The organism is Streptomyces sp. L2 (genome assembly GCF_004124325.1).
Taxonomy (GTDB): domain Bacteria; phylum Actinomycetota; class Actinomycetes; order Streptomycetales; family Streptomycetaceae; genus Streptomyces.
Window position 1 is genome coordinate 540,480 of the sequence record NZ_QBDT01000001.1, and the last position, 22,023, is coordinate 562,502.

Annotated in this window: 19 protein-coding genes; 4 read left to right on the forward strand and 15 right to left on the reverse strand. The window is 73.5% G+C overall.

Going from position 1 to position 22,023, the window contains the following annotated elements:
* Window positions 1-16: 16 nt before the first annotated feature.
* Entirely contained in the window at window positions 17-1,120 is a 1,104-nt protein-coding gene (locus DBP14_RS02450; RefSeq protein ID WP_129305403.1) for a LacI family DNA-binding transcriptional regulator, read from the forward strand.
* Window positions 1,121-1,220: 100 nt separating this feature from the next.
* Window positions 1,221-2,573, forward strand: coding sequence for an amidase (locus DBP14_RS02455; RefSeq protein ID WP_129305404.1), 1,353 nt, complete (start codon window positions 1,221-1,223; stop codon window positions 2,571-2,573).
* A 16-nt stretch (window positions 2,574-2,589) separates the two neighbouring features.
* Here the strand turns inward: DBP14_RS02455 and DBP14_RS02460 are convergent, their stop codons facing one another.
* The 9 genes from DBP14_RS02460 to DBP14_RS02505 form a co-directional block, all read right to left on the reverse strand.
* Window positions 2,590-3,075, reverse strand: a complete 486-nt coding sequence (locus DBP14_RS02460) for a GNAT family N-acetyltransferase (RefSeq protein WP_129305405.1) — start codon at window positions 3,073-3,075, stop codon at window positions 2,590-2,592.
* A gap of 61 nt (window positions 3,076-3,136) precedes the next feature.
* On the reverse strand, window positions 3,137-3,310 hold the full coding sequence (locus DBP14_RS02465) for a hypothetical protein (RefSeq protein WP_129305406.1): 174 nt from the start codon (window positions 3,308-3,310) through the stop codon (window positions 3,137-3,139).
* 481 nt (window positions 3,311-3,791) lie between these two features.
* Window positions 3,792-4,022, reverse strand: coding sequence for a hypothetical protein (locus tag DBP14_RS02470; RefSeq protein WP_129305407.1), 231 nt, complete (start codon window positions 4,020-4,022; stop codon window positions 3,792-3,794).
* Between the two features lie 69 nt (window positions 4,023-4,091).
* Window positions 4,092-5,612 carry an SDR family NAD(P)-dependent oxidoreductase gene (locus DBP14_RS02475; RefSeq protein WP_129305408.1) on the reverse strand — a complete coding sequence of 507 codons (1,521 nt, stop codon included), beginning with the start codon at window positions 5,610-5,612 and terminating at the stop codon, window positions 4,092-4,094.
* 431 nt (window positions 5,613-6,043) lie between these two features.
* Complete coding sequence (locus tag DBP14_RS02480) at window positions 6,044-7,399, reverse strand: wax ester/triacylglycerol synthase family O-acyltransferase (protein WP_129311637.1); 1,356 nt, start codon at window positions 7,397-7,399, stop codon at window positions 6,044-6,046.
* Window positions 7,400-7,543: 144 nt separating this feature from the next.
* A complete protein-coding gene (locus DBP14_RS02490; protein ID WP_129305409.1) occupies window positions 7,544-9,865 on the reverse strand; it encodes a GH92 family glycosyl hydrolase in 2,322 nt (773 codons plus the stop codon).
* Window positions 9,866-9,990: 125 nt separating this feature from the next.
* On the reverse strand, window positions 9,991-11,211 hold the full coding sequence (gene glgC, locus DBP14_RS02495) for a glucose-1-phosphate adenylyltransferase (RefSeq protein WP_129305410.1): 1,221 nt from the start codon (window positions 11,209-11,211) through the stop codon (window positions 9,991-9,993).
* A gap of 74 nt (window positions 11,212-11,285) precedes the next feature.
* A complete protein-coding gene (glgA, locus tag DBP14_RS02500; RefSeq protein ID WP_129305411.1) occupies window positions 11,286-12,434 on the reverse strand; it encodes a glycogen synthase in 1,149 nt (382 codons plus the stop codon).
* A 40-nt stretch (window positions 12,435-12,474) separates the two neighbouring features.
* Window positions 12,475-13,224 carry a (2Fe-2S)-binding protein gene (locus DBP14_RS02505; protein ID WP_129305412.1) on the reverse strand — a complete coding sequence of 250 codons (750 nt, stop codon included), beginning with the start codon at window positions 13,222-13,224 and terminating at the stop codon, window positions 12,475-12,477.
* A gap of 281 nt (window positions 13,225-13,505) precedes the next feature.
* On the opposite strand from DBP14_RS02505, the gene DBP14_RS02515 reads away from it, so the two are divergent.
* On the forward strand, window positions 13,506-14,747 hold the full coding sequence (locus tag DBP14_RS02515) for a DMT family transporter (RefSeq protein WP_129305414.1): 1,242 nt from the start codon (window positions 13,506-13,508) through the stop codon (window positions 14,745-14,747).
* A 26-nt stretch (window positions 14,748-14,773) separates the two neighbouring features.
* Here the strand turns inward: DBP14_RS02515 and DBP14_RS02520 are convergent, their stop codons facing one another.
* Entirely contained in the window at window positions 14,774-16,039 is a 1,266-nt protein-coding gene (locus DBP14_RS02520; RefSeq protein ID WP_129305415.1) for a transglycosylase family protein, read from the reverse strand.
* Window positions 16,040-16,321: 282 nt separating this feature from the next.
* Between DBP14_RS02520 and gndA the strand changes: the two genes are divergently transcribed.
* A complete protein-coding gene (gene gndA / locus DBP14_RS02525; RefSeq protein WP_129305416.1) occupies window positions 16,322-17,761 on the forward strand; it encodes an NADP-dependent phosphogluconate dehydrogenase in 1,440 nt (479 codons plus the stop codon).
* Window positions 17,762-18,516: 755 nt separating this feature from the next.
* On the opposite strand, the gene DBP14_RS02530 is transcribed toward gndA, so the two are convergent.
* The 5 genes from DBP14_RS02530 to DBP14_RS02550 all read right to left on the reverse strand — a co-directional run bounded on the left by DBP14_RS02530 (window position 18,517) and on the right by DBP14_RS02550 (window position 21,870).
* Window positions 18,517-19,179: an aspartate/glutamate racemase family protein gene (locus DBP14_RS02530; RefSeq protein WP_129305417.1), complete on the reverse strand. Its 663-nt coding sequence runs from the start codon at window positions 19,177-19,179 to the stop codon at window positions 18,517-18,519.
* Window positions 19,179-19,523: a GNAT family N-acetyltransferase gene (locus tag DBP14_RS02535; protein WP_129305418.1), complete on the reverse strand. Its 345-nt coding sequence runs from the start codon at window positions 19,521-19,523 to the stop codon at window positions 19,179-19,181. The genes DBP14_RS02530 and DBP14_RS02535 overlap by 1 nt, the downstream gene beginning before the upstream one ends.
* 32 nt (window positions 19,524-19,555) lie before the next feature.
* Window positions 19,556-19,975 (reverse strand): aspartate 1-decarboxylase, encoded by a 420-nt coding sequence (panD, locus tag DBP14_RS02540; RefSeq protein WP_129305419.1) that lies wholly within the window; start codon window positions 19,973-19,975, stop codon window positions 19,556-19,558.
* Between the two features lie 110 nt (window positions 19,976-20,085).
* Complete coding sequence (locus tag DBP14_RS02545; protein WP_129305420.1) at window positions 20,086-20,340, reverse strand: DUF5302 domain-containing protein; 255 nt, start codon at window positions 20,338-20,340, stop codon at window positions 20,086-20,088.
* Window positions 20,341-20,454: 114 nt separating this feature from the next.
* Window positions 20,455-21,870 carry a DEAD/DEAH box helicase gene (locus DBP14_RS02550; RefSeq protein ID WP_129305421.1) on the reverse strand — a complete coding sequence of 472 codons (1,416 nt, stop codon included), beginning with the start codon at window positions 21,868-21,870 and terminating at the stop codon, window positions 20,455-20,457.
* Window positions 21,871-22,023: the final 153 nt, after the last annotated feature.

Here is a 22,023-nt window from a genome sequence, read left to right on the forward strand (position 1 = left end):
TCCGAGGGAGGGAAAGGTGCCGTCCAAGCGGTCCCCCGCACGCCGGCCGACGATGAAGGACATCGCGCGGCGCGCCGGCGTCTCCGAGAGCGCCGTCTCCTTCGCGCTCAACGGCAGGCCCGGCGTCTCCGAGGTCACCCGGGCGCGGGTCCACCGGGTGGCCGAGCAGCTGGGCTGGCATCCCAGTACGGCGGCCCGCGCCCTGTCCGGTGAGGGCGCGGCGACGGTCGGCTTCGTCCTGGCCCGCCCCGCGCACACCCTCGGCGTCGACTCGTTCTTCCTCCAACTGGTGTCCGGCATCCAGGAGGTGCTGGCCGAACGGCACCTCGGGCTGCTGTTCCAGGTGGCCGGGGACGTGGCCGACGAGTGCGCGGTGTACCGGCGCTGGTGGGCCGAGCACCGGGTGGACGGCGTGCTGGTGGCCGACCCGCGCGCCGAGGACCCCCGCCCCGGTCTGCTCGACGAACTCGGCCTGCCGGCGGTGGTGATCGGCGGGGAGCCCGATGTGCGGCACCCCGGTCTTTCGACGGTCTGGGCGGACGACGCGGGTGCGATGGCCTCCGTCGTCGACGAGTTGACGGCTCTCGGGCACCGGCGGATCGTGCACATCGCCGGCCTGCCCGGTCTCGCGCACACCCAGCGCCGTATCGCCACCCTGCGTGCGGAGGCGGAGCGCCGGGGTCTGACGGAGGTCCGCTCGGTGACCACGGACTACTCCGACGCCGAGGGCGCGGCTGTCACCCGCCGTGTCCTCGGCGCCGCCTCCGCGCCGACGGCGCTCATCTACGACAACGACGTGATGGCGGTCGCCGGGGTGGCGGCGGCCTACGAGCTGGGCTTCCGGGTCCCGCAGGACGTGTCGGTGGTGTCCTGGGAGGACTCGGCGCTCTGCCGCATGGTCACGCCCCGGCTGTCGGCCCTGTCCCGGGACAGCGCCGAGTTCGGGCGGACGGCGGCCCGGGAACTGCTCGCGCTGCTGGACGGCGGCCAGGCCCGCGCGGTGGGCGTGCCGGTGCCGCGCCTGACGGGCCGGGGCAGCACGGGGGCGGCGAGCGGGCAGCGGGCGAACGGACGGCGGCCGAGCGGACGGCGGCCGACCGGGGGTGATCAGCCGGGGTGATCAGTCCCTTGGCCTCTCGACGTACCGCGCGTGAGGGGGCACAGTTCTCCTGCAAGCCTTCCGTACCGGCGAGTAGCCGACGAGCAGCCGAGGAGTGCGCGTGAGCAGCTGGGCCGGGCGGACCGCCGCCGAGATCGCCGCCGCCGTACGCGAGAAGCGGGTCACACCGCGCGAGGTGGTGGCCGAGCACCTCGCCCGGATCGAACGGCTCGACGGCCGGATCGAAGCCTTCCGCGCGGTCCGCGCACAGGCGGCGCTCGCCGAAGCGGACGAGGTCGGCTCGCGCGCCGATCTGACGGAACTGCCCCTCGCGGGCGTGCCGGTGGCCGTGAAGGACAACCTGTCCGTGCGCGGGGAGGCACACCGCAACGGCACCGCCGCGACCCCGGACACTCCGGCCGCCGAGGACCATGTGACGGTGGCCCGGCTGCGGGCGGCCGGCGCCGTGGTGATGGGCCTGACGAACGTGCCCGAACTGTGTGTCTTCGGCACCACGGAGGGCGTCTACGGCACCTCCCGCAACCCGTGGGACACCACCAGGACGGCGGGCGGCTCGTCCGGGGGCAGTGCGGCCGCGGTGGCCGCCGGGCTGGTGCCGCTCGCGCTCGGCAACGACGGCATGGGCTCGCTGCGCATCCCGGCGGCCAACTGCGGCCTCGTCACGCTGAAGGCGGGGCACGGGGTGGTGCCGGCCGGGATCGGCAACGGCGACTGGTTCGGCATGTCCGAGAACGGGCCGCTGGCCACCACGGTCGAGGATCTGCGGCTGATGCTGGGCGTCCTCGCGGACACTCAGTTCCCGCTGCCCGCGGACCGGCCCCGCCGGAGCGTCGCCGTGGCGCCGCGCAGCCCGCTCGCCGGGGTGAGCGTCAGCAGGCCGTACGCGGCCGCGGTCCGGGAGGCGGCCGGGGTGCTCGCGCGGGCCGGGCACCGGGTGCGGCTCGCCCGGCCGCCGTATCCGGCCTCGCTGGGCGTGACCGCGATCCAGCACTGGACGGCGGGTACGGCGGTGGACGCGGCGGCGCTCGATCCGGCGCGGCTGGCCCGCCGGACCCGGGTGCACGCGGCGGTGGGCCGGCGCTTCGTGGGCACGGTGCGCACCGGGGCCGGCCGGGACCGGCTCCGCGCCCGGCTGACCCCCTTCTTCACGGAGTACGACGTCCTGCTCACGCCGGCGCTGGCCCGGCGCTCCCCCAAGGCCGGGCCGTGGCACGAGCGGGGCTGGCTGCGCAACATCCTGGTGAACTCGGCGTATTCGCCGTTCACCCCGCCCTGGAACCTCACGGGCTGGCCGGCGATGTCCGTCCCGTTCGGCACCCTGCCCTCGGGCGCCCCCTGTGCCGTACAGCTGGTGGGGCGGCCCGGCACGGAGGCGGACCTGCTGGCGCTGGCGGCGGAGCTGGAGGAGCTGCGTCCGTGGCGGCGCACGGCACCGGTGGCGGATCAGCCGTAGCGGGCGGGGCGCTCGTTCAGTCGAGCGCCCTGTACATGATGTGCAGGCCGACCAGGCCGTGGCGGGGGTGGTCGAACGCCTCCGGGACGGTCGCCAGGACGGTGAAGCCGAGGGAGGTCCACAGGCCGACGGCCGGGTTGGTCTCGACGACCGCGTTGAAGACCATCGCCCGGTAGCCCTGGGCCCGGGCCTCGGCCAGGACGTGCTCGGCGAGGGCGCGGCCGATGCCGCGTCCGGCGTGGTCCGGGTCGACCATGAAGCCGGCGCCCGCGATGGCCGAGGCGGGTCCGCCGTAGTTCGGGGTGAGGTAGGCCGAGCCCGTCACCGTGCCGGTGGGGTCCTCGGCGACGTAGACGCGCTTGGGCGGCGCCGTCCACAGCGTCCGGGCCGCGTCCTCCGGGGTCTCGGGGTCCCACGTGTAGGTCTCGGCGGCGGCGACGATGCGGTGCCAGAACGGCCAGATCCGTGGCCAGTCGCCGGCCACGGCTTCTCTGATCGGCATGGGCGTGAGTCTGTCACGCCCATGCGGTCCAACGATCGCGACGGGTCCGGCCCTCAGGGGGTCAGTCGACGCTGGGCAGGATGTGGGGTTCGGCGAGGTCGTCCTCGTAACCCGCGAGGCGGATCGGGGCCGACCGGGCCCACACGTCGAGGCTGCCGAGTTCGTCGGACCGGCGGCCCTTGCGCTCCGTGCGTTCCTTGGGGCGTTGCTCGCGATTCGTTGTCTCCGGTGTCACCGCGCACTCCTTATGTGTCGGGTCACCCTCGGGGCGGGACGGTCAGCCTGCACGGTGCCGCTCGACGCCCGTTCGGGTCTGGATGGAAGGCCTGTACGGACGCGGTGGCGCCGGTTCCTCGTGGCAGGACAGACCGTTGTGAGCGGCTCGCCCCGGGACGGACGATGGGTGTGGGTGGGACCCCGTGCTGCTGTCCGTCCACTTCAGAGTAACCAAATGAGCGCGGGGCCGCTCGATAGGGAAGGCAAACAAGGAGTAACTATCTGCGGCCTTTTCACCCTGCAATAGGAGTAAATATGGCGCTATTTGAGGCGAATCACCCACCCGGGAATCACCCACCCGGCCTAGTGGAGCGAACAGTCATTCGAGCGTGCGTCAGGACGGCGCCCCCACGAGGGGGTGCGCCGTCCTCGATCGGTCCTCGTCGGTCTGCGTCGGTTCCTGATCGGTCCTCGGGACGCTCCTCGGCGGTCCGGTCCGCTCAGGGGAAGAACGCGATTCCCATGATGATCACCAGGCAGACGCAGACGACCAGGGCGATGGAGCCCCAGGTCCAGGGATGCCGCAGCGGGTCCCTGTCGCCGCCTCGCGGACGGTCCTCCTCCAGTGCCCCGCCGTCGGTCCGGTCACTGGCGTAGAACTCCTCGTCCGTGGCGTAGCGATTGCGCGGATCGGACTTGGCGCGCGGATCGATACCGTGCTGATCGGTCATGAGTCATCACCCACTTCCCTTACTGCACGCTGCCCCCACCCACCTACTTCCCAGTCGGAGCCGTTCCACTCACCACTTGCCGGGCGCGTAGTCCTTCAGGAAGACGCCGTACAGGTCCTCGCCCGCCTCGCCGCGCACGACGGGGTCGTAGACCCGGGCCGCGCCGTCGACCAGGTCGAGGGGCGCGTGGAAGCCGGCCTCGGCGAGGCGCAGCTTCTCGTAGTGCGGGCGCTCGTCGGTGATCCAGCCGGTGTCGACGGAGGTCATCAGGATGCCGTCGGTGCGGAACATCTCCTCGGCGCTGGTCCGGGTGACCATGTTCATGGCGGCCTTGGCGGCGTTGGTGTTCGGGTGCCCGGCACCCTTGTAGCCGCGGCTGAAGACGCCTTCCATGGCGGAGACGTTCACGACGTACGAGCGCCCGCTGCGGGCCCGGCGCGCGGCCGCGGCCATGGCCGGGCGCAGCTTGCTGATCAGGATGAACGGCGCCGTGTAGTTGCACAGCTGGGTCTCCAGCAGTTCCACCGGCGAGATCTGCTCGATGGACTGCACCCAGGTGTTGGTGTCGACCACGTCGGGCACGAGGCCGCCGGCGTCGATGGCGGTGCCGTCCAGGTGCCGGGCGACGCTGGCGTTGCCGGCGACGAGCGCGAGGTCGGCGACCTGCTGCGCCTCCAGGCCGCCGGCGACGCCGACGGGCAGCGCGGCGATGCCGTCGACGGCGCCGGAGTTGAAGGCGCCGATGACGTGGTGGGCGGGGAGTTCACCGGCGGGCAGCGGGGCGCTCTCGCCGTCGACGAGGGCCGCGTACGCGGAGGGCAGCCGGCGGACGGTCTGCGTCGCGTTGTTGATCAGGATGTCGAGCGGTCCGGCCTCGGCGACCTGCTCGGCCAGGGCGACGGCCTGCGCGGGGTCGCGCAGGTCGATGCCGACGACCTCCAGCCGGTGCAGCCAGTCCGCGGAGTCGTCCATCGCCTTGAACCGGCGGATGGCGTCCTTGGGGAAGCGGGTGGTGATGGTGGTGTGGGCGCCGTCGCGCAGCAGCCGGAGCGCGATGTACATGCCGATCTTGGCGCGGCCGCCGGTGAGCAGGGCGCGCTTGCCGGTCAGGTCGGCCCCGGCGTCCCGCTTGGCGCGGTTCAGCGCGGCGCACGCCGGGCAGAGCTGGTGGTAGAAGTAGTCGACCTCGACGTAGCGGCTCTTGCAGGTGTAGCAGGAGCGGGGGCGCTGGAGTATCCCGGCGATACGGCCCTCCTCCACCTTGGAGGAGGGCAGGATGCCCTCGGTCTCGTCGTCGATGCGCTCCGCGGAGCCGGTGGCGGTGGCCTCGGTGACGGCCTTGTCGTGGGCGGTCTTGGCGGCCCGGCGCTCCTGGCGGCGGCGCTGCTTGACCGTGCGGTAGATGTGCGAGGTGGCACGGCGCACCTGGATCGCGTCGGGGTGGTCGACGTCCAGCGTGTCGAGTTCCGCGAGCACGCTCAGGCACACGGCGAGACGCTGCGGGTCGATCCCGGGCCCGTAGACGACTTCCTCCATGGTGGTATCCATGGAGGCATCGATGGATGCCGCCCCGTCCTCTGTCACCGTCATCGCGCTGCCGCTTCCCTGCTCACCCGAGCGGCGCTCCGACTCGCGCCCGCTTTCGAACGCGGAAGTCTACGGAGCGCGGGCGCCGACCACCAAACTCGGCGAGATCAGCACCCCGGAGCCCCGCCTGCGGACAGGCAACCCGCCGCAGGGCCCGGCGTGCCCAGACCCACGGCCCCGCCGTCCACCCACGGCGCATCCGCCCCACCGAAGCCCCCACCCACGGCCCACGGCCACCGACGGCGCATCACCCCACCGGACCCCCATCCACGGCCCGCCGCCGCCGACGGCGCATCCCCCCACCGAAGCCCCCACCCACGGCCCACAGCCGCCGACGGCGGGGGCCGCCCACCAGGGCCACCCGCACCCGGCGACGAAAGTGGTACGGGTGGTGCGGGTGGGAACACGGTCCGGCCGGAGGCCGGTCCGGCGTTTCAGTCGCCGCACACCGCGAGCAACGTCTCCACCTCCGCCGACACCGCGTGAGCGAACCGCTCCAGGTCCGGCACGGCACGACCGTCGGCGACCAGCCCGTAGTGCACGTGCCCGCGATACGTGGAGATCGCGACCGCCAGCGCCTGCCCCGGCGGCAGCGGCGCCAGCGGATACACCGCGGTCAGCTCGTGCCCGCCCAGCCGCAGCCCGACCCCCGGCAGCGGCACGCTGGTGACGAGGATGTCGAACCACAGCCGGGCGGCCTGGCCGACCAGCGGCCCGCCGAGCCGGTGCCCGAGCGCCGGCACGTGGTCCGCGAGCAGCGCCACCGCCCCGGCGCCCCGTTCGGACCCCGCGTCCTTGTTGCGGACCATCGCCGTCCGTACGGTGTCGAGGCGGCGCAGCGGATCGGCCTCGCCGACGGGCAGCGGTATCAGGTACCCGGAGAGCCGGTTGCCCTGTGGCTGGGCGGTGCGCGGCCGGCGCCGGGAGACGGGGATGAGGGCGCGGGGCGCCACCCCGGCGCTGCCGTCGCCGCGCTCGTCGAGCCAGCGGCGCAGCGCACCGGCGACGACGGCGATGAGGACGTCGTTGACGGTGCCGCCCACGCTCTTGCGCACCCGGTGCACGTCGTCGATGTCGAGGACGACGCCCGCGGTGCGGCGGGTCCCGCTGGGCGCGGAGGTCAGCGCGGAGGTGGGCCGCATGCCGAGGGTGGACCGGGCGAGCGAGGTGCCGATGTCGAGGGCCCGGCCCACGTCGGACAGCGTGTCCCTGACCGTGTCCCGGACGGCGTCCCTGACCAGGCCGGGCAGCAGCCCGGGCAGCCGGCGCACGTCGGGCAGCAGTCCGCGCGGGGGTTCCACCGGCCGTGGGGGGCGTTCGGGCAGGTCGACGGGGTCCAGCACGCCGGCGGCCAGTTTCAGCGCGCGCAGCCCGTCGGCGAGGGCGTGGTGGAACTTGAACAGCACAGCGAAGGACACCCCGTCCTCGCCGGGCACGACGTGGGCCTCCCACGGCGGCCGGCCGCGCTCCAGGGGCCGCTCCATCAGCCGGCCGGCGACCGCGTGGAAGTCGGCGGCGGGGGCGTGCAGCCGTACGTGGTTCAGGGGGTCGAAGCCGGGGTCGGCCTCGCGGGCGGCGCCGCCGAAGGCGAGCGGCTGCCACATGTCCCGGATGCGCATGCGCAGGCCGGGGACGGCGGCGGCGCGGGCGGCGAGCAGGTCGGCGGCGTGCGCGCCGGCGGTGGGCGAGTGGGCGGCGAAGACGCCGAGCGCGCCGAGGTGCATGGGGTACCGGTCGGACTCCATGTTCCAGAAGGCCAGGTCGAGAGGAGCGAGCAGGTCGGAAGTCAAGAGCATGCCTCGCGTCGACGAAGGGTGGACCAGCAGTCAAACCCCGTCGGATGATTACGGTCAAGTACGATCAGGCTACGCACAGTTAACAACAGATTAAGTCCCGCCCCGGTGGGAGGGGCGGGACTCATGAGGCGTCTGAGGTCACTTCAGGACGGGTGGCGCCGCCCCGGGTGACGTACCCCACTCAGACGGGTGCGGGCCGACCGTGAACGCGAGCGTGCGCAGGGAGCGCAGCCGGGCCGTCGTCACATAGGTCCGCGGTTCGGGTCTGCCGTCGGCGCGGACGGCCTGGATGTAGCGGTCGGCGGCCGAGGTGCCGGGCGCGGTGACCGTCAGCCGGCCGCCGGGCCAGAAGCGTGGGTCGAGGGTCAGGTCGACCCGGTCGAAGACGGGCGTGGACAGGCCCCAGGTGCCGTAGCCGGGCTGGACGGGGAAGAGGCCGATGGACGACAGCACGTTCCAGGCGGACATGGTGCCGAGGTCGTCGTTGCCGGTGATCCCGGTGGGGCCGTCGGTGAAGAGGGTCAGGGCCGCGTGGACGACGTCGGTGGTCTTCCAGGGCTGGCCAGTGGACAGGTAGGTGTACGGCGCGATGAGGTCGGGCTCGTTCATCGGGTTGTAGGTGGCGGCGTTGTAGTAGTCGTAGGCGCCGCCGTGCACCCACACCTCGCGGGCCGTGCTCCCGGGGTCGGCGAGCAGCCGGTCGTAGGCGAAGAAGGTGTCCAGGCGGTCGTTGGCCGCCTGCTCGCCGCCGATCAGGGCGACCATGCCGGGCAGGTCCTGCGGCACCAGCCACTGGTACTGCCAGGCGCTGCCCTCGTGGAAGCCCGGGCTGCGGGCCGGGTCGGCGGAGCCGGTGAAGGCGCCGGAACCGTCGCGGGGGCGGAAGAAGCCGGTCGCGGGGTCGAAGACGTTCCGGTAGTTCCGCGACCGGGCGGCGTAGCGGGCGGCGTCGGCGTCATGCCCGAGACCGCGGGCCATCTGCGCGAGCATGGCGTCGGCGAGCGCGTACTCCAGGGTGACGGAGGCGCCGTGGTGGTAGTCGGAGTCGCCCATCTTGGCGTAGGGGCGGTTCCAGATGTACGGCGCGAAGCCGCGCGCGATGTAGTCGGCGTTCGCCTCGCGGCCGATGCCGGGGTAGTCGGCGGGCGGCACCGAGTCGGCGTTCTTCTTCAGCGCCCGGTACGTCTCCTCCTCGAACCCCTTGAGCAGGCCCATCTCGTACGCGGTCGTCAGGAACGGGGTGACCGGGTCGCCGCTCATCACGTTCGTCTCGACCGGGCCGTAGCCCCACTTGGGCAGCCAGCCGCCGTCCTCGTCGATCCGCACCACCGAGCGCGCCATGTCGCGGGCCTCGCGGGGCGCGAGCAGGGCGAGCAGCTGGGCCTGGGTGCGGTAGGTGTCCCACAGGGACCAGTTCTGGTAGTAGGTGAAGCCGCGGGCGCGGTGGATACGGCGGTCCCAGCCCAGGTAGCGGCCGTCGGCGTCGCTGCCGACGTTGGGCGCGAGGAACGAGCGGTACAGGGACGAGTAGAAGGTCCGGCGCCGGGCGGGGGCGCCGCCGCTCACCCGGACGGTGGACAGCCGCCGTTCCCACGCCGCGCGCGCACGCAGCCGTACGGCGTCGAAGGGCCGGCCGCCCTCGGCGCGCAGGTTGGCCGCGGCGCCGCCCGCGTCGACGTACGACAGGGCGGTGGTCGCCTCGACCGTGCGGTCCCGGGTCGTGTCGAAGCGGACGTAAGCGCCCCCGTGGCCGGTGCGGGAGCCGGGCGTGAGCGCCGTGCCGTCCCAGGTGCCGTAGGCGGTGAAGGGCCGGTCGAAACGGGTGATCGTGTAGACGGTGTACGGGGCGGTGTCGCGGCAGAAGCCGTGGCCGGTGATCGCGGTGCGCACGGTGTGGTCGTCGAGGATCTCGACCGTGCTGGTGACCGGCCGGTGCAGCGCCTGTGCCGCGTTCAGCAGCACGTTGGCGTGGGCGGTGGCCGGGACGGTGTACCGCTGCACGCCGGTCCGGGCGGTCGCGGTCAGTTCGGCGCGGATGCCGGAGTCGAGGCCGACGCGGTAGTAGCCGGGGCTCGCCTCCTCGTCGGCGTGGGAGAAGCCCGCGGCGTACTGGGCGTAGTCCGTCTGTGTGACGTCTCCCGTGGTGGGCAGCACGGGCAGGTCGCCGCCGATCCGGCAGCCGACGCCGGAGAGGTGGACGAGGGAGAAGCCGCGGATACGGTTCTGCGTGTAGTCGTAGCCGGTGTTGTGCCCGGTGTCCGGGGAGAGCTGCACCATGCCGAACGGCACGGTGGCACCGGGGAAGGTGTTGCCCTCGTTCTGGCTCCCGATGAAGGGGTTCACCAGATCGGTGAGGTGGCCGTCGGTCCGCTCGGCGGCCCGTGCGTCGGGGGTGGTGATCAGCGCGGACGCCGCCATCACCCCGGCCAGGCACAGGCGCGTGCGCCGGGTCCCTCTCATGTCGGATGACCTCCGAAGGTTCGACATCGTTGCCTGCATCGTGAAGGCCGAACGACGCGAACTCGGGCATTCCGGGCGGGACGTGCGGGGCGCGTCGCGACGGACGCCGCCCTTCGACGGCCGGGCTAGGACACCGCCTGCCCCTTGCCCAGGGCGATCACCCCGCCCTTGGAGACGGTGTACAGCTCCGCGTCCCGCTGCGGATTGACACCGATCGTGGCGCCCGGCGGGACCTCGACGTTCTTGTCCAGGACGGCGCCGCGCACGACCGCGCCCCGGCCGACGCGCACGTTGTCGTGCAGCACGGAGCCCTGCACCACGGCGCCCGGGTCGATCCGCACGCCGGGCGACAGCACGGAGCGGGAGACCTGACCGCGGATCAGACAGCCGGCGCTGACGATGGACTCGCTGGCTATGCCGCCCGCGTTGAAGCGGGCCGGCGAGAGCTGGTTGGAATGGGTGTAGACGGGCCACTGCCGGTTGTAGAGGTTGAAGGCGGGCCGCTCGGCGATCAGGTCCATGTGCGCCTCGTGGTAGGCGTCGAGCGTGCCGACGTCCCGCCAGTAGCCCTGGTCCCGGGTGGTCTCGCCGGGGACGTGGTTGTCGCTGAAGTCGTACAGCTGCGCCTCGCCCCGCTCGGTGAGCTGCGGCAGGATCGAGCCGCCCATGTCGTGCACGGACCGCTCGTCCTCGGCGTCCCGGTGCAGCGCCTCGACCAGCGCCTTGGTGGTGAAGAGGTAGTTGCCCATCGACGCGAACACACGTCCGGGGTCGTCGGGCAGTCCGGGAGGGTTCGCCGGCTTCTCCAGGAAGCGCTCCACCGTGCGGCCGTCCGGGCCGGGGGTGATCACCCCGAAGGAGGAGGACTCCGTGCGCGGCACCCGGATGCCGGCCACCGTCACCCCCGCCCCGCCCTCGATGTGCTGCCGGAGCATCTGCCGGGGGTCCATCCGGTACACGTGGTCGGCGCCGAACACCGCGACGTACTCGGGCTGTTCGTCGTGGACCAGGTTCAGGGACTGCAGGATCGCGTCGGCACTGCCCAGGTACCAGCGTGGCCCGAGGCGCTGCTGCGCCGGGACCGGGGTGACGTAGTTGCCGAGCAGGCTGGACATCCGCCAGGTGGTGGTGATGTGCCGGTCCAGCGAGTGGGACTTGTACTGGGTGAGCACGCAGACCCGCAGGATGTCGCCGTTGACCAGGTTGGACAGCACGAAGTCGACGAGCCGGTAGGTACCGCCGAAGGTGACCGCGGGTTTGGCGCGGTCGGCGGTCAGCGGCATCAGGCGCTTGCCCTCCCCGCCCGCCAGCACGATCCCGAGAACCGAAGGTCCCCCACGACGCATGGGCCCGCTCCCCTCACCCTGGTAGAACCATGGCTGCCCCGAGCGGCCGGGACCAATCCTGCCGGGAGGCCCCGCTAGGCCTTGAGGATCTCCTCGTACAGCCGGACCGTGTGCCGGGCGACCGTGTCCCAGCCGAACTCGCCCCGCGCACGGCGCTGTCCGGCCTCCCCCATCCGCCGCGCCGCCTCCGGGTCACCTACGACGGTGTCCAGCGCCCGCGCCAGCCCCGCCTCGAAGTCGTCGTCGACCGGGACGAGCAGGCCCGTCTCCCCGTCCCGGACCACCTCGGGAATCCCGCCGACCCGTGAGGCCACGACGGGCGTGCCGCAGGCCATCGCCTCCAGGTTCACGATGCCCAGCGGCTCGTACACCGAAGGGCAGACGAACACGGCGGCATGGGTGAGGAGTTGGACGACGTCCCCGCGCGGCAGCATCTGCGGGATCCAGTGCACCCCCTCGCGCACCCGGCTCAGCTCCTGGAACAGCTCCCGGAACTCCCGGTCGATCTCGGGGGTGTCGGGCGCGCCCGCGCACAGCACGACCTGGACACCGGGGTCGATGTCCCGTACGGCGCGCAGCAGATGGGGCACGCCCTTCTGCCGGGTGATCCGGCCGACGAACAGCACGTACGGCCGCTTCGGGTCCAGACCGGCGCGCACCAGGGCGTCGGTGCCGTGGTCCGGCCGGTACAGGCTGGTGTCGATGCCGTTGTGCACGACGTGCACCTTCGCCGGGTCCAGCGCCGGGTAGCAGGCGAGGACGTCCTCCCGCATCGCCCCCGATACGGCGATCACGGCGTCCGCGGCCTCCATGGCGGTGCGCTCGCTCCACCCGGACAGGGCGTAGCCGCCGCCGAGTTGCTCGGCCTTCCAGGGCCGCAGCGGCTCCAGCGAGTGGGCGGTGAGCACGTGCGGGACGCCGTACAGCAGCTTGGCGAGGTGGCCGGCGAGGTTCGCGTACCAGGTGTGCGAGTGGACCAGTTCGCGCCCCTGGAGGGCGGCCGCGATGGAGAGGTCCACGGAGAAGGTGCGCAGCGCGTCGTTGGAGCCGTCGAGGACGGACCAGGGCCGGTGCCGTACGACGCCCACCCCGCGTCCCTCGCCCCAGCAGTGCACCTCCAGGTCGACCAGCGAGGCCAGTTCCCGGGCGAGGAACTCCACATGGACGCCCGCGCCGCCGTACACGTCCGGGGGATACTCCCGGGTCAGCAGTCCCACTCGCACCCGACAACCCCCTGGTTCCGGCGGCAGGTTCCCCTCATGGTCACCCGGATGCGGCGCGCGGGGAAGAGCGCGGCGGCCGGGTGAAGCAGCAGTCGCCGCAGACTCCGCCGCCGGGCACCCGGTAGTACAGGCAGCAGCTGCGCCGCCGGAAGGCCGTTCCGGTGCGGGAGCCGGTGCCGCGCAGCAGCGGCTGGGCGAAGAGGGCGTCGGTCAGGGCCGCCGCCCGTTCTGCCACGTCGGTACGGCCGTGCGCGCGGGCCCAGCGGTCCAGTTCGCGGGCGGCGCCGGCGAGCGCGGAGGCCGCGTTGCCCTTGAGGAGACCGGCCGCGATCCCGTAGCGGGCCCTCAGGGCTGCCCCTAGGGGTTCGAGGTGCCCGAGGAGGACCGTCCCGGCGAGGGTGCCGGCGTCTCCGGGCAGCCCGCGGACCCCGCGGAGTCGGAGATCGTCGGGGGCGGCGGCCGAGCCGTCCCAGCGCAGCAGGCGCGGGTCGAGGTCCGGGACGCTGCCGTAGAGGGCGGCGCAGGCGAGGGCCGGGGACCACAGCCGTGCGGCGAGTGCCTGGTGGGCGATGGACGCGGCGACCCGCGGCTCCCGGGTGCCGAGGCGCTCGGCGACCGTGGCGACGCGCGAGGTCAGCGCGTTCGGGTGAACCTCCGCGCCGGCCGCGGCGTAGGTCTCCGCGAGCGTCGGGGGCGGCGCGCCGTCGGCTTCGGCGCGCTCCGCGGCCGTACGCAGGACGAAGAAGCCGCCGAGCGGGCGGAGCGCGGCGAGGCCGGGGTCGAGGGTCACGAGGAGCAGTACTACCAGGGTGCGCGCGGGGTGCCGCCCCGGGGGCGCGCCCCTTGGCCCGGGTGCGGGCGCCGCCGCGGGGCCCGCGACCCTGGGCGGCACCCCGCGGATAACCCACCCTGGGGATGATCGAGACGCCGCCGTACTCCATCGGTAGTAGGACGCATTGAGTGCTCAGGAACGACGACGGGAACAAGCCGGGACGGCAGAGTGTTGGGCATGAGAGCCGACCGTACGCCGCGCCGGGACCAGTGCCCCGGCCTCACGCAGGGGAGCCGCCGATGAGCGCCCTCGCGTTGTCCGTGCTCCTGTCGTTCGTGTCCGCCGTCGCCTACGCGGCCGGGGCGATCGTGCAGGAACAGGTCGCGGTGTCCTCTGGCGGGCAGTACGCGCCGCTGCGCCGGCCCAGCTGGTGGGGCGCCCTCGCCCTGAACGGTCTCGGCGGTCTCCTGCACGTCGTCGCGCTGGCCTACGGCCCCCTCAGCCTGGTGCAGCCGCTCGGCGCGCTCACCATCGTCTTCGCGCTGCCCATGGCCGCGCTGTTCGTCGGCCGCAAGGCCGGCGCCACCGCCTGGCGCGGCGCCATCATGGCCACGGTCGGCCTCGCGGGCCTGCTCTCCCTGGTCGGCGCCTCCGACGCGCGCTCCCTCGACGCGGCCCAGCGGGTGGGCGTCGCCCTGGTCACCGGCGGCGCCGTCGTCGCCCTGATGATCGCGGGCCGGGCCGCCCACCGGCACCCGGCCGTGCGCAGCGTGCTGCTCGCCACCGGTTCGGGCATCGCGTTCGGCATGGCGTCGGTGTTCACCAAGACTGTCGCTGTCGACTGGACCCACGGCGTCGCCCTGACCGAACTGCCCTCCCTCGCCGTGATCGCCGTCTTCGCGACCGCGGGCGTACTGCTCTCCCAGGCGTCGTACAAGGGCGGCGGCCTCGCCGCGCCGCTGGCCACCCTGACGGTGGTCAACCCGGTGCTGGCCGCGGCGGTGGGCATCACGATGTTCGGCGAGACGTTCCGCTACGGCACCACCGGCACCGTGCTCGCACTGGGCTGCGGTGTCGTGGCGGCGGGCGGCCTGATCCTGCTGACGACGGAGCGGATCGGGCGGACCGGTGGACGGCCGGCGGCTGTGGAGGCGGGCGAGCGGGTCCCCGCTCCCGCGCCGGCGGCGGTGTCCCGGGAGGCGCTGGACGCGGTTCCGCAGCAGCGGCCGGCGGCGGAGACGACGCGGGCCGAGCCGATGCGGGCCGAGCCGGGGGCGGGAGCCGCGGGCGCGGTCGTCGCCGACAGCGGAGCCGTGGCCGAACCGAATGCGTCCGGTGAGGTGGACGCCGGTGTCGAGAAACTGCTCGACGAGGTGCTCGGGCGGCCGGTCCCGGACGGCACCCCGCCCGGTGCCGTGGACGGGCTGGAGGGCCGCGGCGTCGTCGAGTCCCGCCTGCCGGCGTCGTACGTCCCGTTCCCCTCGGGCGTCGCGGTGCCGCTGCCCGTCCTGGACCGGCACCGCGCCCGCGTCAGATCCTGATCACGTCAGATCCTGATCTGATCACGTCAGATCTTGACCCCACCGGCTCGCAGATAGGCGAGCGGATCGACGTCGGAACCGAACCCGGGCCCCGTCCGCACCTCGAAGTGCAGATGCGGGCCCGTGACGTTTCCGGTGGCACCGGAGCGGCCGATGCGCCGGCCGGCGGCCACGTTCTGCCCGGCGCGTACCGAGATCGCCGACAGGTGGGCGTACTGCGTGTAGTGGCCGTCGGCGTGCCGGATGACGACCTGGTAGCCGTAGGCGCCGCCCCAGTCCGCGGCCACGACGTGCCCGGCCTCGACCGCGCTGACGGAGGTGCCGGTGGGCACGAGGAAGTCCACTCCGGTGTGGTAGCCCTTCGACCAGTGCGGGCCGGACACGCGGTAGCCGGTGCCGATGGCCGCGTGCACCGGTGCCACGAGGGTGTGCCGGTCGGTGGACGCCGCGTGGCCGTGGTGGCTCTCGTGGTGGGGCTGCCTGTGCTCCGGCGGCTTGCGCTCCGGGGCCTTCTTTCCGGGGGACTTGGTGGTGTGCGGCGGGGTGGTGGTGTGCGGCGGGTGCGCGGCCGGGGTTCCGGTGGCGCGCAGGTCGAGCCGCTGTCCCGGCCGGATCAGGTCGGGGTCGGCGCCGATGATCGTCCGGTTGCCCGCGTACAGCCGCTGCCAGCCGCCGGGCACCCGCTTGGTCTCGGCGATCCCGGAGAGGGTGTCGCCGTGCACCACCGTGTACATCTCGGCCTTGCCGGCCCGGGACTGCGGGGTGGTCTGGGGGCGCACGTCGGGGGCGGAGGCGGACTTGGCGCGAGCGGAGGTGGTGTGGGCGGAGGCGGTGTGGGCGGCAGCGGGCTCGGCGCCGGTGGCCTTCGCGGGCCGCTCACGGGTGCTCTCTGTGTGCACCGCCGCTCCGCCGCCGTCCCGGTGCAGTCCCGCGCGCACCGAGCACACCGGCCAGGCGCCCGGCCCCTGCCCGTCGAGGACCTTCTCGGCGACGGCGATCTGCTGCTCCCGGCCCGCCAGGTCGGCGCGCGGCGCGTACCGGTTGCCGCCGTACGCCTCCCAGGTGGACTGGGTGAACTGCAGGCCGCCGTAGAAGCCGTTGCCCGTGTTGATGTTCCAGTCGCCGCCGGCCTCGCAGGCGGCGACCTTGTTCCAGGTGGCCGAGTCGGCCGCGCCGGCGGTGCCCGCGACGACCAGCGGGATCGCGAGGCCGGCGCCGCTCGCGGTGACGGTGAGCGAGGCGCGGTTGATCCTGTTCGGCTGGTACCGGCGATGCCGGCCGCGTACGGCCATGTCCGAAATCCCCTCGGCATGCGTCAGAAGGGGCAAAAATAAGCGCCGCGAACAGGCCATGACAAGACAGCATTTCGGCCGTGTCGTCCCGTCAAGTGGCTGGGGAACGGCGTGTCTTGACGGGGCCGGCGGGCGGACGGGACCGCGCTGAGGCGTCGGGTGCGTCCCGTGCGTACTCAAGCGCGGCGGGCCGGATGTGCGCTCGCCGGAGCGGCGCGTCAGGATGGGCCGTGGCCCGCACGGACGGGGCCGTACTGACAAGGCAACGAGGGAGCAGGCGGTATGAGCACTTCAGCGCAGATCGGCGTCACGGGCCTGGCGGTCATGGGCCGCAATCTCGCCCGCAACTTCGCGCGCAACGGCTACACGGTCGCCGTGCACAACCGTACGGCGGCGAAGACGCACGCGCTGGTGGAGGAGTTCGGGCACGAGGGCGAGTTCGTCGCGGCCGAGACCGCCAAGGAGTTCGTGGCGGCGCTGGAGCGGCCGCGCCGGCTCGTCGTGATGGTGAAGGCCGGTGAGCCGACGGACGCGGTGATTCAGGAGTTCGCGCCGCTGCTGGAGCCCGGCGACATGATCATCGACGGGGGCAACGCGCACTTCGCGGACACCCGGCGCCGGGAGCGGGAGCTGCGCGAGCGCGGCCTCCACTTCGTGGGCGCGGGCATCTCCGGCGGCGAGGAGGGCGCGCTGCACGGGCCGAGCATCATGCCGGGCGGATCGCCCGAGTCGTACGAGTCGCTGGGCCCGATGCTGGAGAAGATCTCCGCGAAGGCGGCGGACGGGGCGCCCTGTGTGACGCATGTCGGCCCCGACGGCGCCGGCCACTTCGTGAAGATGGTGCACAACGGCATCGAGTACGCCGACATGCAGCTGATCGGCGAGGCGTACCAGTTGCTGCGCGATGTCGCCGGGTACTCCCCCGCGCAGATCGCGGACATCTTCCGCACCTGGAACACCGGGCGACTGGACTCCTACCTGATCGAGATCACCGCCGAGGTGCTGTCCCACGTGGACGCGGAGACCGGCAAGCCGTTCGTGGACGTCGTCGTCGACCAGGCCGAGCAGAAGGGGACCGGCCGCTGGACCGTCCAGATCGCGCTGGACCTGGGCGTGCCCGTGTCCGGGATCGCGGAGGCCGTCTTCGCGCGGTCCCTGTCCGGGCACGCGGCCCTGCGGGAGGCGTCGCGCGGGCTGGCCGGGCCGACGGCGGCGGCGCTGAGCGAGGCGGAGGCGGGCGCGTTCGCGGACCGCGTGGAGCAGGCGCTGTACGCATCGAAGATCGTGTCGTACACGCAGGGCTTCCACGAGATCGCCGCGGGCAGCGAGGAGTACGGCTGGGACATCGACCTGGGCGCGGTCTCCTCGATCTGGCGGGGCGGCTGCATCATCCGCGCGGCGTTCCTGGACCGGATCCGGGCGGCGTACGACGCGCGCGCCGACCTGCCGAGCCTGCTGTCGGACGGCACGTTCGCGCAGGAGATCGCGGCGGCGCAGGACGACTGGCGCGAGGTGCTGGTCGCCGCGGTGCGGCAGGGGGTGCCGACGCCGGGGTTCGCTGCGGCGCTGGCGTACTACGACGCGTTGCGGGCGGAACGGTTGCCTGCGGCGCTTACGCAGGGGCAGCGGGACTTCTTTGGGGCGCACACGTATCGGAGGGTGGACCGGGAGGGGTCGTTCCACACGCTGTGGGGCGGGGAGCGGGGGGAGGTTTCGGCGTAGGGCCGGTCCGGTCGGCTTCCCGTTCCGGGGGGGGTGAGTCGCCCAAGGGGGCGTGGGGTGCGGTTGCTGCGCGGGTGCGGGTGATTGGTGGCTTGTCGCGCAGTTCCCCGCGCCCCTTTGGGGCGTGCGGTTTGGGGGCGCGTGGCCGTTGACTGTGGCTTGGCGCGCGGTTCCCCGCGCCCCTTTGGGGGGTGCGGTTTGGGGGCGCGTGGCCGTTGACTGTGGCTTGGCGCGCGGTTCCCCGCGCCCCTTTGGGGGGTGCGGATTGGGGGCGCGTGGCCGTTGACTGTGGCTTCGCACGCAGTTCCCCCGCGCCCCTTTGCGGGGTGCGGATTGGGGGCGGAGTTGTCAGGTGAGGGGTGGGCCCGGTTCTGGGGTGGGGGTTGGGTCCGGGTTTGGGGGGACCGGGGCCGGGCCTGGGGGGCCGGGGTGTGGTGGGGCCGGCGGGGGTGTGGGGTCCGGGCCCGGTGCGGGTGGGGTCGGGGGTGGGGTGGGGTCTGGGCCCGGCGCGGGTGGGGTGGGTTCCGGGCCGGGGGCGGGGGGTGGGACCGGGGACGGATAGGGGTCCGGTGGGGTGGGGGCGGGGCCCGGGGTCGGGCCCGGGGGGACGGGGTCGGGGTACGGGTTGGTCATGGTGTCCTCCGGCCGGTCGCTGGACGGTTCTGGACGTCGCCTCTGGACTATTCCCCCGCCTACCCGTGGCCCGCGCGGCCACTCACCCGACGGCGGCACGGCGCGGGGCCAGGTGGCCGTGCTCAGTGGCCGGAAACCGCCGCCAGGGCGGCGGCGGTCAGGCCGGGGCGTGGGCTGGAGAGCAAGGGGACCGTGGTGGCCGTGAGCCGCTGGGCCGGGGCCATGGACGCCTGGGCGAGGACGATCACGTCGGTTTCGGTGCCGGTGAGCGCGTCGGCCGCGGCGGCCACGTGGCGGGCGTAGGCCTCGGTGTCACCGGAGGCGAAATGGCGCCAGGCGCCGTCGACCAGCCGGGTGCGGACCGACACGGGCCGGGCCGCACGTGCCGCCTCCTCCTCGATCAGGTCGACCGTGGGGCGCAGCGTGGCGGCAACGGTGGCGAGGACGGTGACGCGCGGGCCGGCGGCGACGGCGGCGGCCGCCATGGGCCGATCGACGCGCAGGACCGGTACGGCCGCGCGGGTACCGAGGGCCTCGGCCGCGCCGCCGATCGTGGAGCAGGTGCAGAGCACCGCGTGCGCGCCGGTGGCGACGGCCCGGTCGAGGGCGGCCCGCACGTCGTCGGTCACGGCGTCGACGCCGTGCCGCCCGGCCCGCTCCAGCAGGTCTTCGTCCACCAGGTGGCGCAGGCGCAGCCCGGGGTGGTCGCTGTCGCGCAGGGCGTCGAAGACGGGGATGTGGGCGGGCGAGGTGTGCAGCAGGGCGAGCGTCGCCCGGGAGGCCATCAGAACCGGCCGGGGTGCGCCGCCAGCCACTGCTTCGCGGCGTCGAGCAGGTCGGGGTCGGCCAGCGGGGCGACGTCGCGGTGGCGTTCGGCCCACTGGACGACGTACGGGCACAACGGGGCCACGGGGACGCCGGCGCGCTCGGCGAGGGCGTACAGCTCGCGGGCCAGGGAGCCGGCGATGCCCTGCCCCTCGTGGGCCGGCTCCACGATCGTGTGGACGGGGACCAGGGCGGGCGCGGGCGAGTCCAGCACGAAGTACTCGACACGGCCGACGACTTCGCCGTCGGCCACGGCCTCCAGGCGGCCCGCCGCCCGGTCGTCACGGATCTCGATGTCGCTCACGGGCACGCACGCTCCTGGTCCTCGTCCGGCGGTCAGGCCCCCACTGCCTGCGGGCTGCGCTCCTGATCCGAGCCGGGCACCGGCTCCGACGGGTCGGCGCCGAGGGCCACGATCCGGTTGTCACCGTCGACGTGCACCACCCGCGGCTTCAGCGCGCGGGCCTCGGCGTCGCTGACCTGAGCGTAGCTGATGATGATCACCAGGTCGCCGGGGTGGACGAGGTGGGCCGCCGCCCCGTTGATCCCGATGACCCCGGACCCCCGCTCGCCCTCGATGACGTACGTCTCCAGCCGGGCGCCGTTGGTGATGTCGACGATGTGCACCAGCTCACCGGGCAGCAGATCGACGGCCTCCAGCAGCTCGGCGTCGATGGTCACCGATCCCACGTAGTGCAGGTCGGCCTGGGTGACGGTGGCGCGGTGGATCTTGGACTTGAACATGGTGCGCAGCATGTTGGACTCCCGAAAGACGGCTCCCTGCCCGCTTTGTGCAGGTCAAGGGCGCTCTCGACCTTACACCGAGCTCTCCGCCCGGTGTTGTGAGGAACATCGCTCCGGTCGGCTCAGCCGCCGCTCTTGCGCCTGAACGACCGCTGGCTCGCGGCCGGGCCGTGTGCCGCACGCACCTTCGACGCGTCCGGGCCGGCGGCGACATCGGCCGCGTCCGCCTGCGCACCGCGCTTGCGTGCCAGGGCTTCGCGGAACTTGCGCTTGAGGTCGTAGTTGCCGTCGCTGTCCGGCGCCAGGGGGGACGTCTCGCGGGCGGCGGCGGGCTCCGAACCTTCCTGAGCTTCCGTGGGTACGGACTCTGCGGTCATGGTGACCTCCTGGGTTCGGGGGGTTGGGGCACGCACAGCTTGTCATGGAGGGCGCGGTGCCGGGCGGAGGGTGGCGGCCCCGGGGGCGGAATTCACTGCCGGGGCGGCAGCCTCTCAGCCGTTGCGGCGCACGTGCGCGGCCTTGCGGGCCTCGGCGAGCCTGCGGGCCTCGCCGGCTTTCCGGGACTTCCCTCCGGCGCGGCGGGAGGGGTCCTTGGTGGTGCCGAGGCCGCGGAAGGGGGCGTTGGTGTTCTTGGCGCGGGGAACGGCGGGCGCGCTGTCGAGCGGGACGCCGGACGGGGCCTTCGCACCGGTGATCCGGCTCAGCTCCGCCTCGCCCGAGCGCACCTTGGTGACGGTCGGCTCGACGCCGGCCTCGGCCATCACGCGGCTCGTCTCGCGGCGCCGGCCCGCCACCACGAGCGTGACCACCCGGCCGGACTCACCGGCGCGGGCGGTGCGGCCGGCCCGGTGCACGTAATCCTTGGGGTCGGTGGGCGGGTCGGCGTTGACCACGAGATCGAGGTCGTCGACGTGCAGGCCGCGGGCCGCGACATCGGTGGCCACCAGAGCGGTGATGTGGCCGTCCTTGAACTGCGCCAGGGTCCGTGTGCGCTGCGGCTGGGACTTGCCGCTGTGCAGGGCGCCGGCGTGCACACCGTTGGCCCGCAGGTGCCGGGTGAGCTGGTCGACGGCGTGCTTGGTGTCGAGGAACAGCAGTACGCGGCCGTCGCGGGCGGCGATCTCCGTGATGACGGCGTAGCGGTCGGGGCCGTGGACGACCAGAACGTGGTGCTCCATCGTCGTGACCGTGCCCGCGGACGGGTCGACCGAGTGGACGACGGGGTCGTGGAGGTAGCCGCGGACCAGCTGATCGACGTCGCGGTCCAAGGTGGCGGAGAACAGCATCCGCTGACCATCGGGCCGCACCTGGTCGAGCACGTCGGTGACCTGCGGCAGGAATCCCATGTCGCACATCTGGTCGGCCTCGTCCAGCACGGTGGTCCTGACCCGTCCCAGACGGCAGGCGTTGCGTTCGATCAGGTCGTGCAGGCGCCCGGGGGTGGCGACGACCACCTCGGCGCCCTGGCGCAGCGCCGTGATCTGCCGGCCGATCGACATGCCGCCGACGACCGTGGTCATCCGCAGCCGCAGTGCCTCGGCGTACGGTGCCAGCGCCTGGGTGACCTGCTGGGCCAGTTCCCGGGTGGGTACGAGGATCAGGGCGAGGGGCTGCTTCGGTTCGGCGCGGTGCCCGGCCGTACGGGTCAGCAGCGGCAGGCCGAACGCGAGCGTCTTGCCCGATCCGGTGCGCCCGCGCCCCAGGACGTCGCGCCCCTTCAGTGCGTCGGGCAGGGTCGCGGCCTGGATGGGGAAGGGTTCGTGGACCCCGAGGGCGCTCAGCGTCCGCAGCACCTCCACCGGCAGTTCAAGGCCGGAGAAGGAGACGGCAGGGGGCGGCGCCGGGGTCGTGGCCACCGGCTGGGCGGGGACGCCGTGGGTGATGGCGGATTCGTCGGGGTGCTTCATGAACAGCCTTCCGCGAGGGGGGCGTACCGAGGAAGGCCCGGCAGGATCGAACAGCCCGCACACGCGCGGACCGATCAGGCGGAATCGCCCATCGCGACGACCACGCAAAAGCAGGACAATAACACAACGCGCTCACACGGGGCATGGCATCGC

Coding starts and splice junctions, on each gene's coding strand:
- DBP14_RS02460 (WP_129305405.1), bottom strand. CDS start 3,075: ATGCCGATCAGAGAAGCCGTGGCCGGCGACTGGCCACGGATCTGGCCG.
- gndA (WP_129305416.1), top strand. CDS start 16,322: ATGAGCACTTCAGCGCAGATCGGCGTCACGGGCCTGGCGGTCATGGGC.
- panD (WP_129305419.1), bottom strand. CDS start 19,975: ATGCTGCGCACCATGTTCAAGTCCAAGATCCACCGCGCCACCGTCACC.
- DBP14_RS02545 (WP_129305420.1), bottom strand. CDS start 20,340: ATGACCGCAGAGTCCGTACCCACGGAAGCTCAGGAAGGTTCGGAGCCC.
- glgC (WP_129305410.1), bottom strand. CDS start 11,211: ATGCGTCGTGGGGGACCTTCGGTTCTCGGGATCGTGCTGGCGGGCGGG.
- DBP14_RS02475 (WP_129305408.1), bottom strand. CDS start 5,612: ATGACGGTGACAGAGGACGGGGCGGCATCCATCGATGCCTCCATGGAT.
- DBP14_RS02490 (WP_129305409.1), bottom strand. CDS start 9,865: ATGAGAGGGACCCGGCGCACGCGCCTGTGCCTGGCCGGGGTGATGGCG.
- DBP14_RS02515 (WP_129305414.1), top strand. CDS start 13,506: ATGAGCGCCCTCGCGTTGTCCGTGCTCCTGTCGTTCGTGTCCGCCGTC.
- DBP14_RS02530 (WP_129305417.1), bottom strand. CDS start 19,179: ATGGCCTCCCGGGCGACGCTCGCCCTGCTGCACACCTCGCCCGCCCAC.
- DBP14_RS02520 (WP_129305415.1), bottom strand. CDS start 16,039: ATGGCCGTACGCGGCCGGCATCGCCGGTACCAGCCGAACAGGATCAAC.
- DBP14_RS02470 (WP_129305407.1), bottom strand. CDS start 4,022: ATGACCGATCAGCACGGTATCGATCCGCGCGCCAAGTCCGATCCGCGC.
- DBP14_RS02550 (WP_129305421.1), bottom strand. CDS start 21,870: ATGAAGCACCCCGACGAATCCGCCATCACCCACGGCGTCCCCGCCCAG.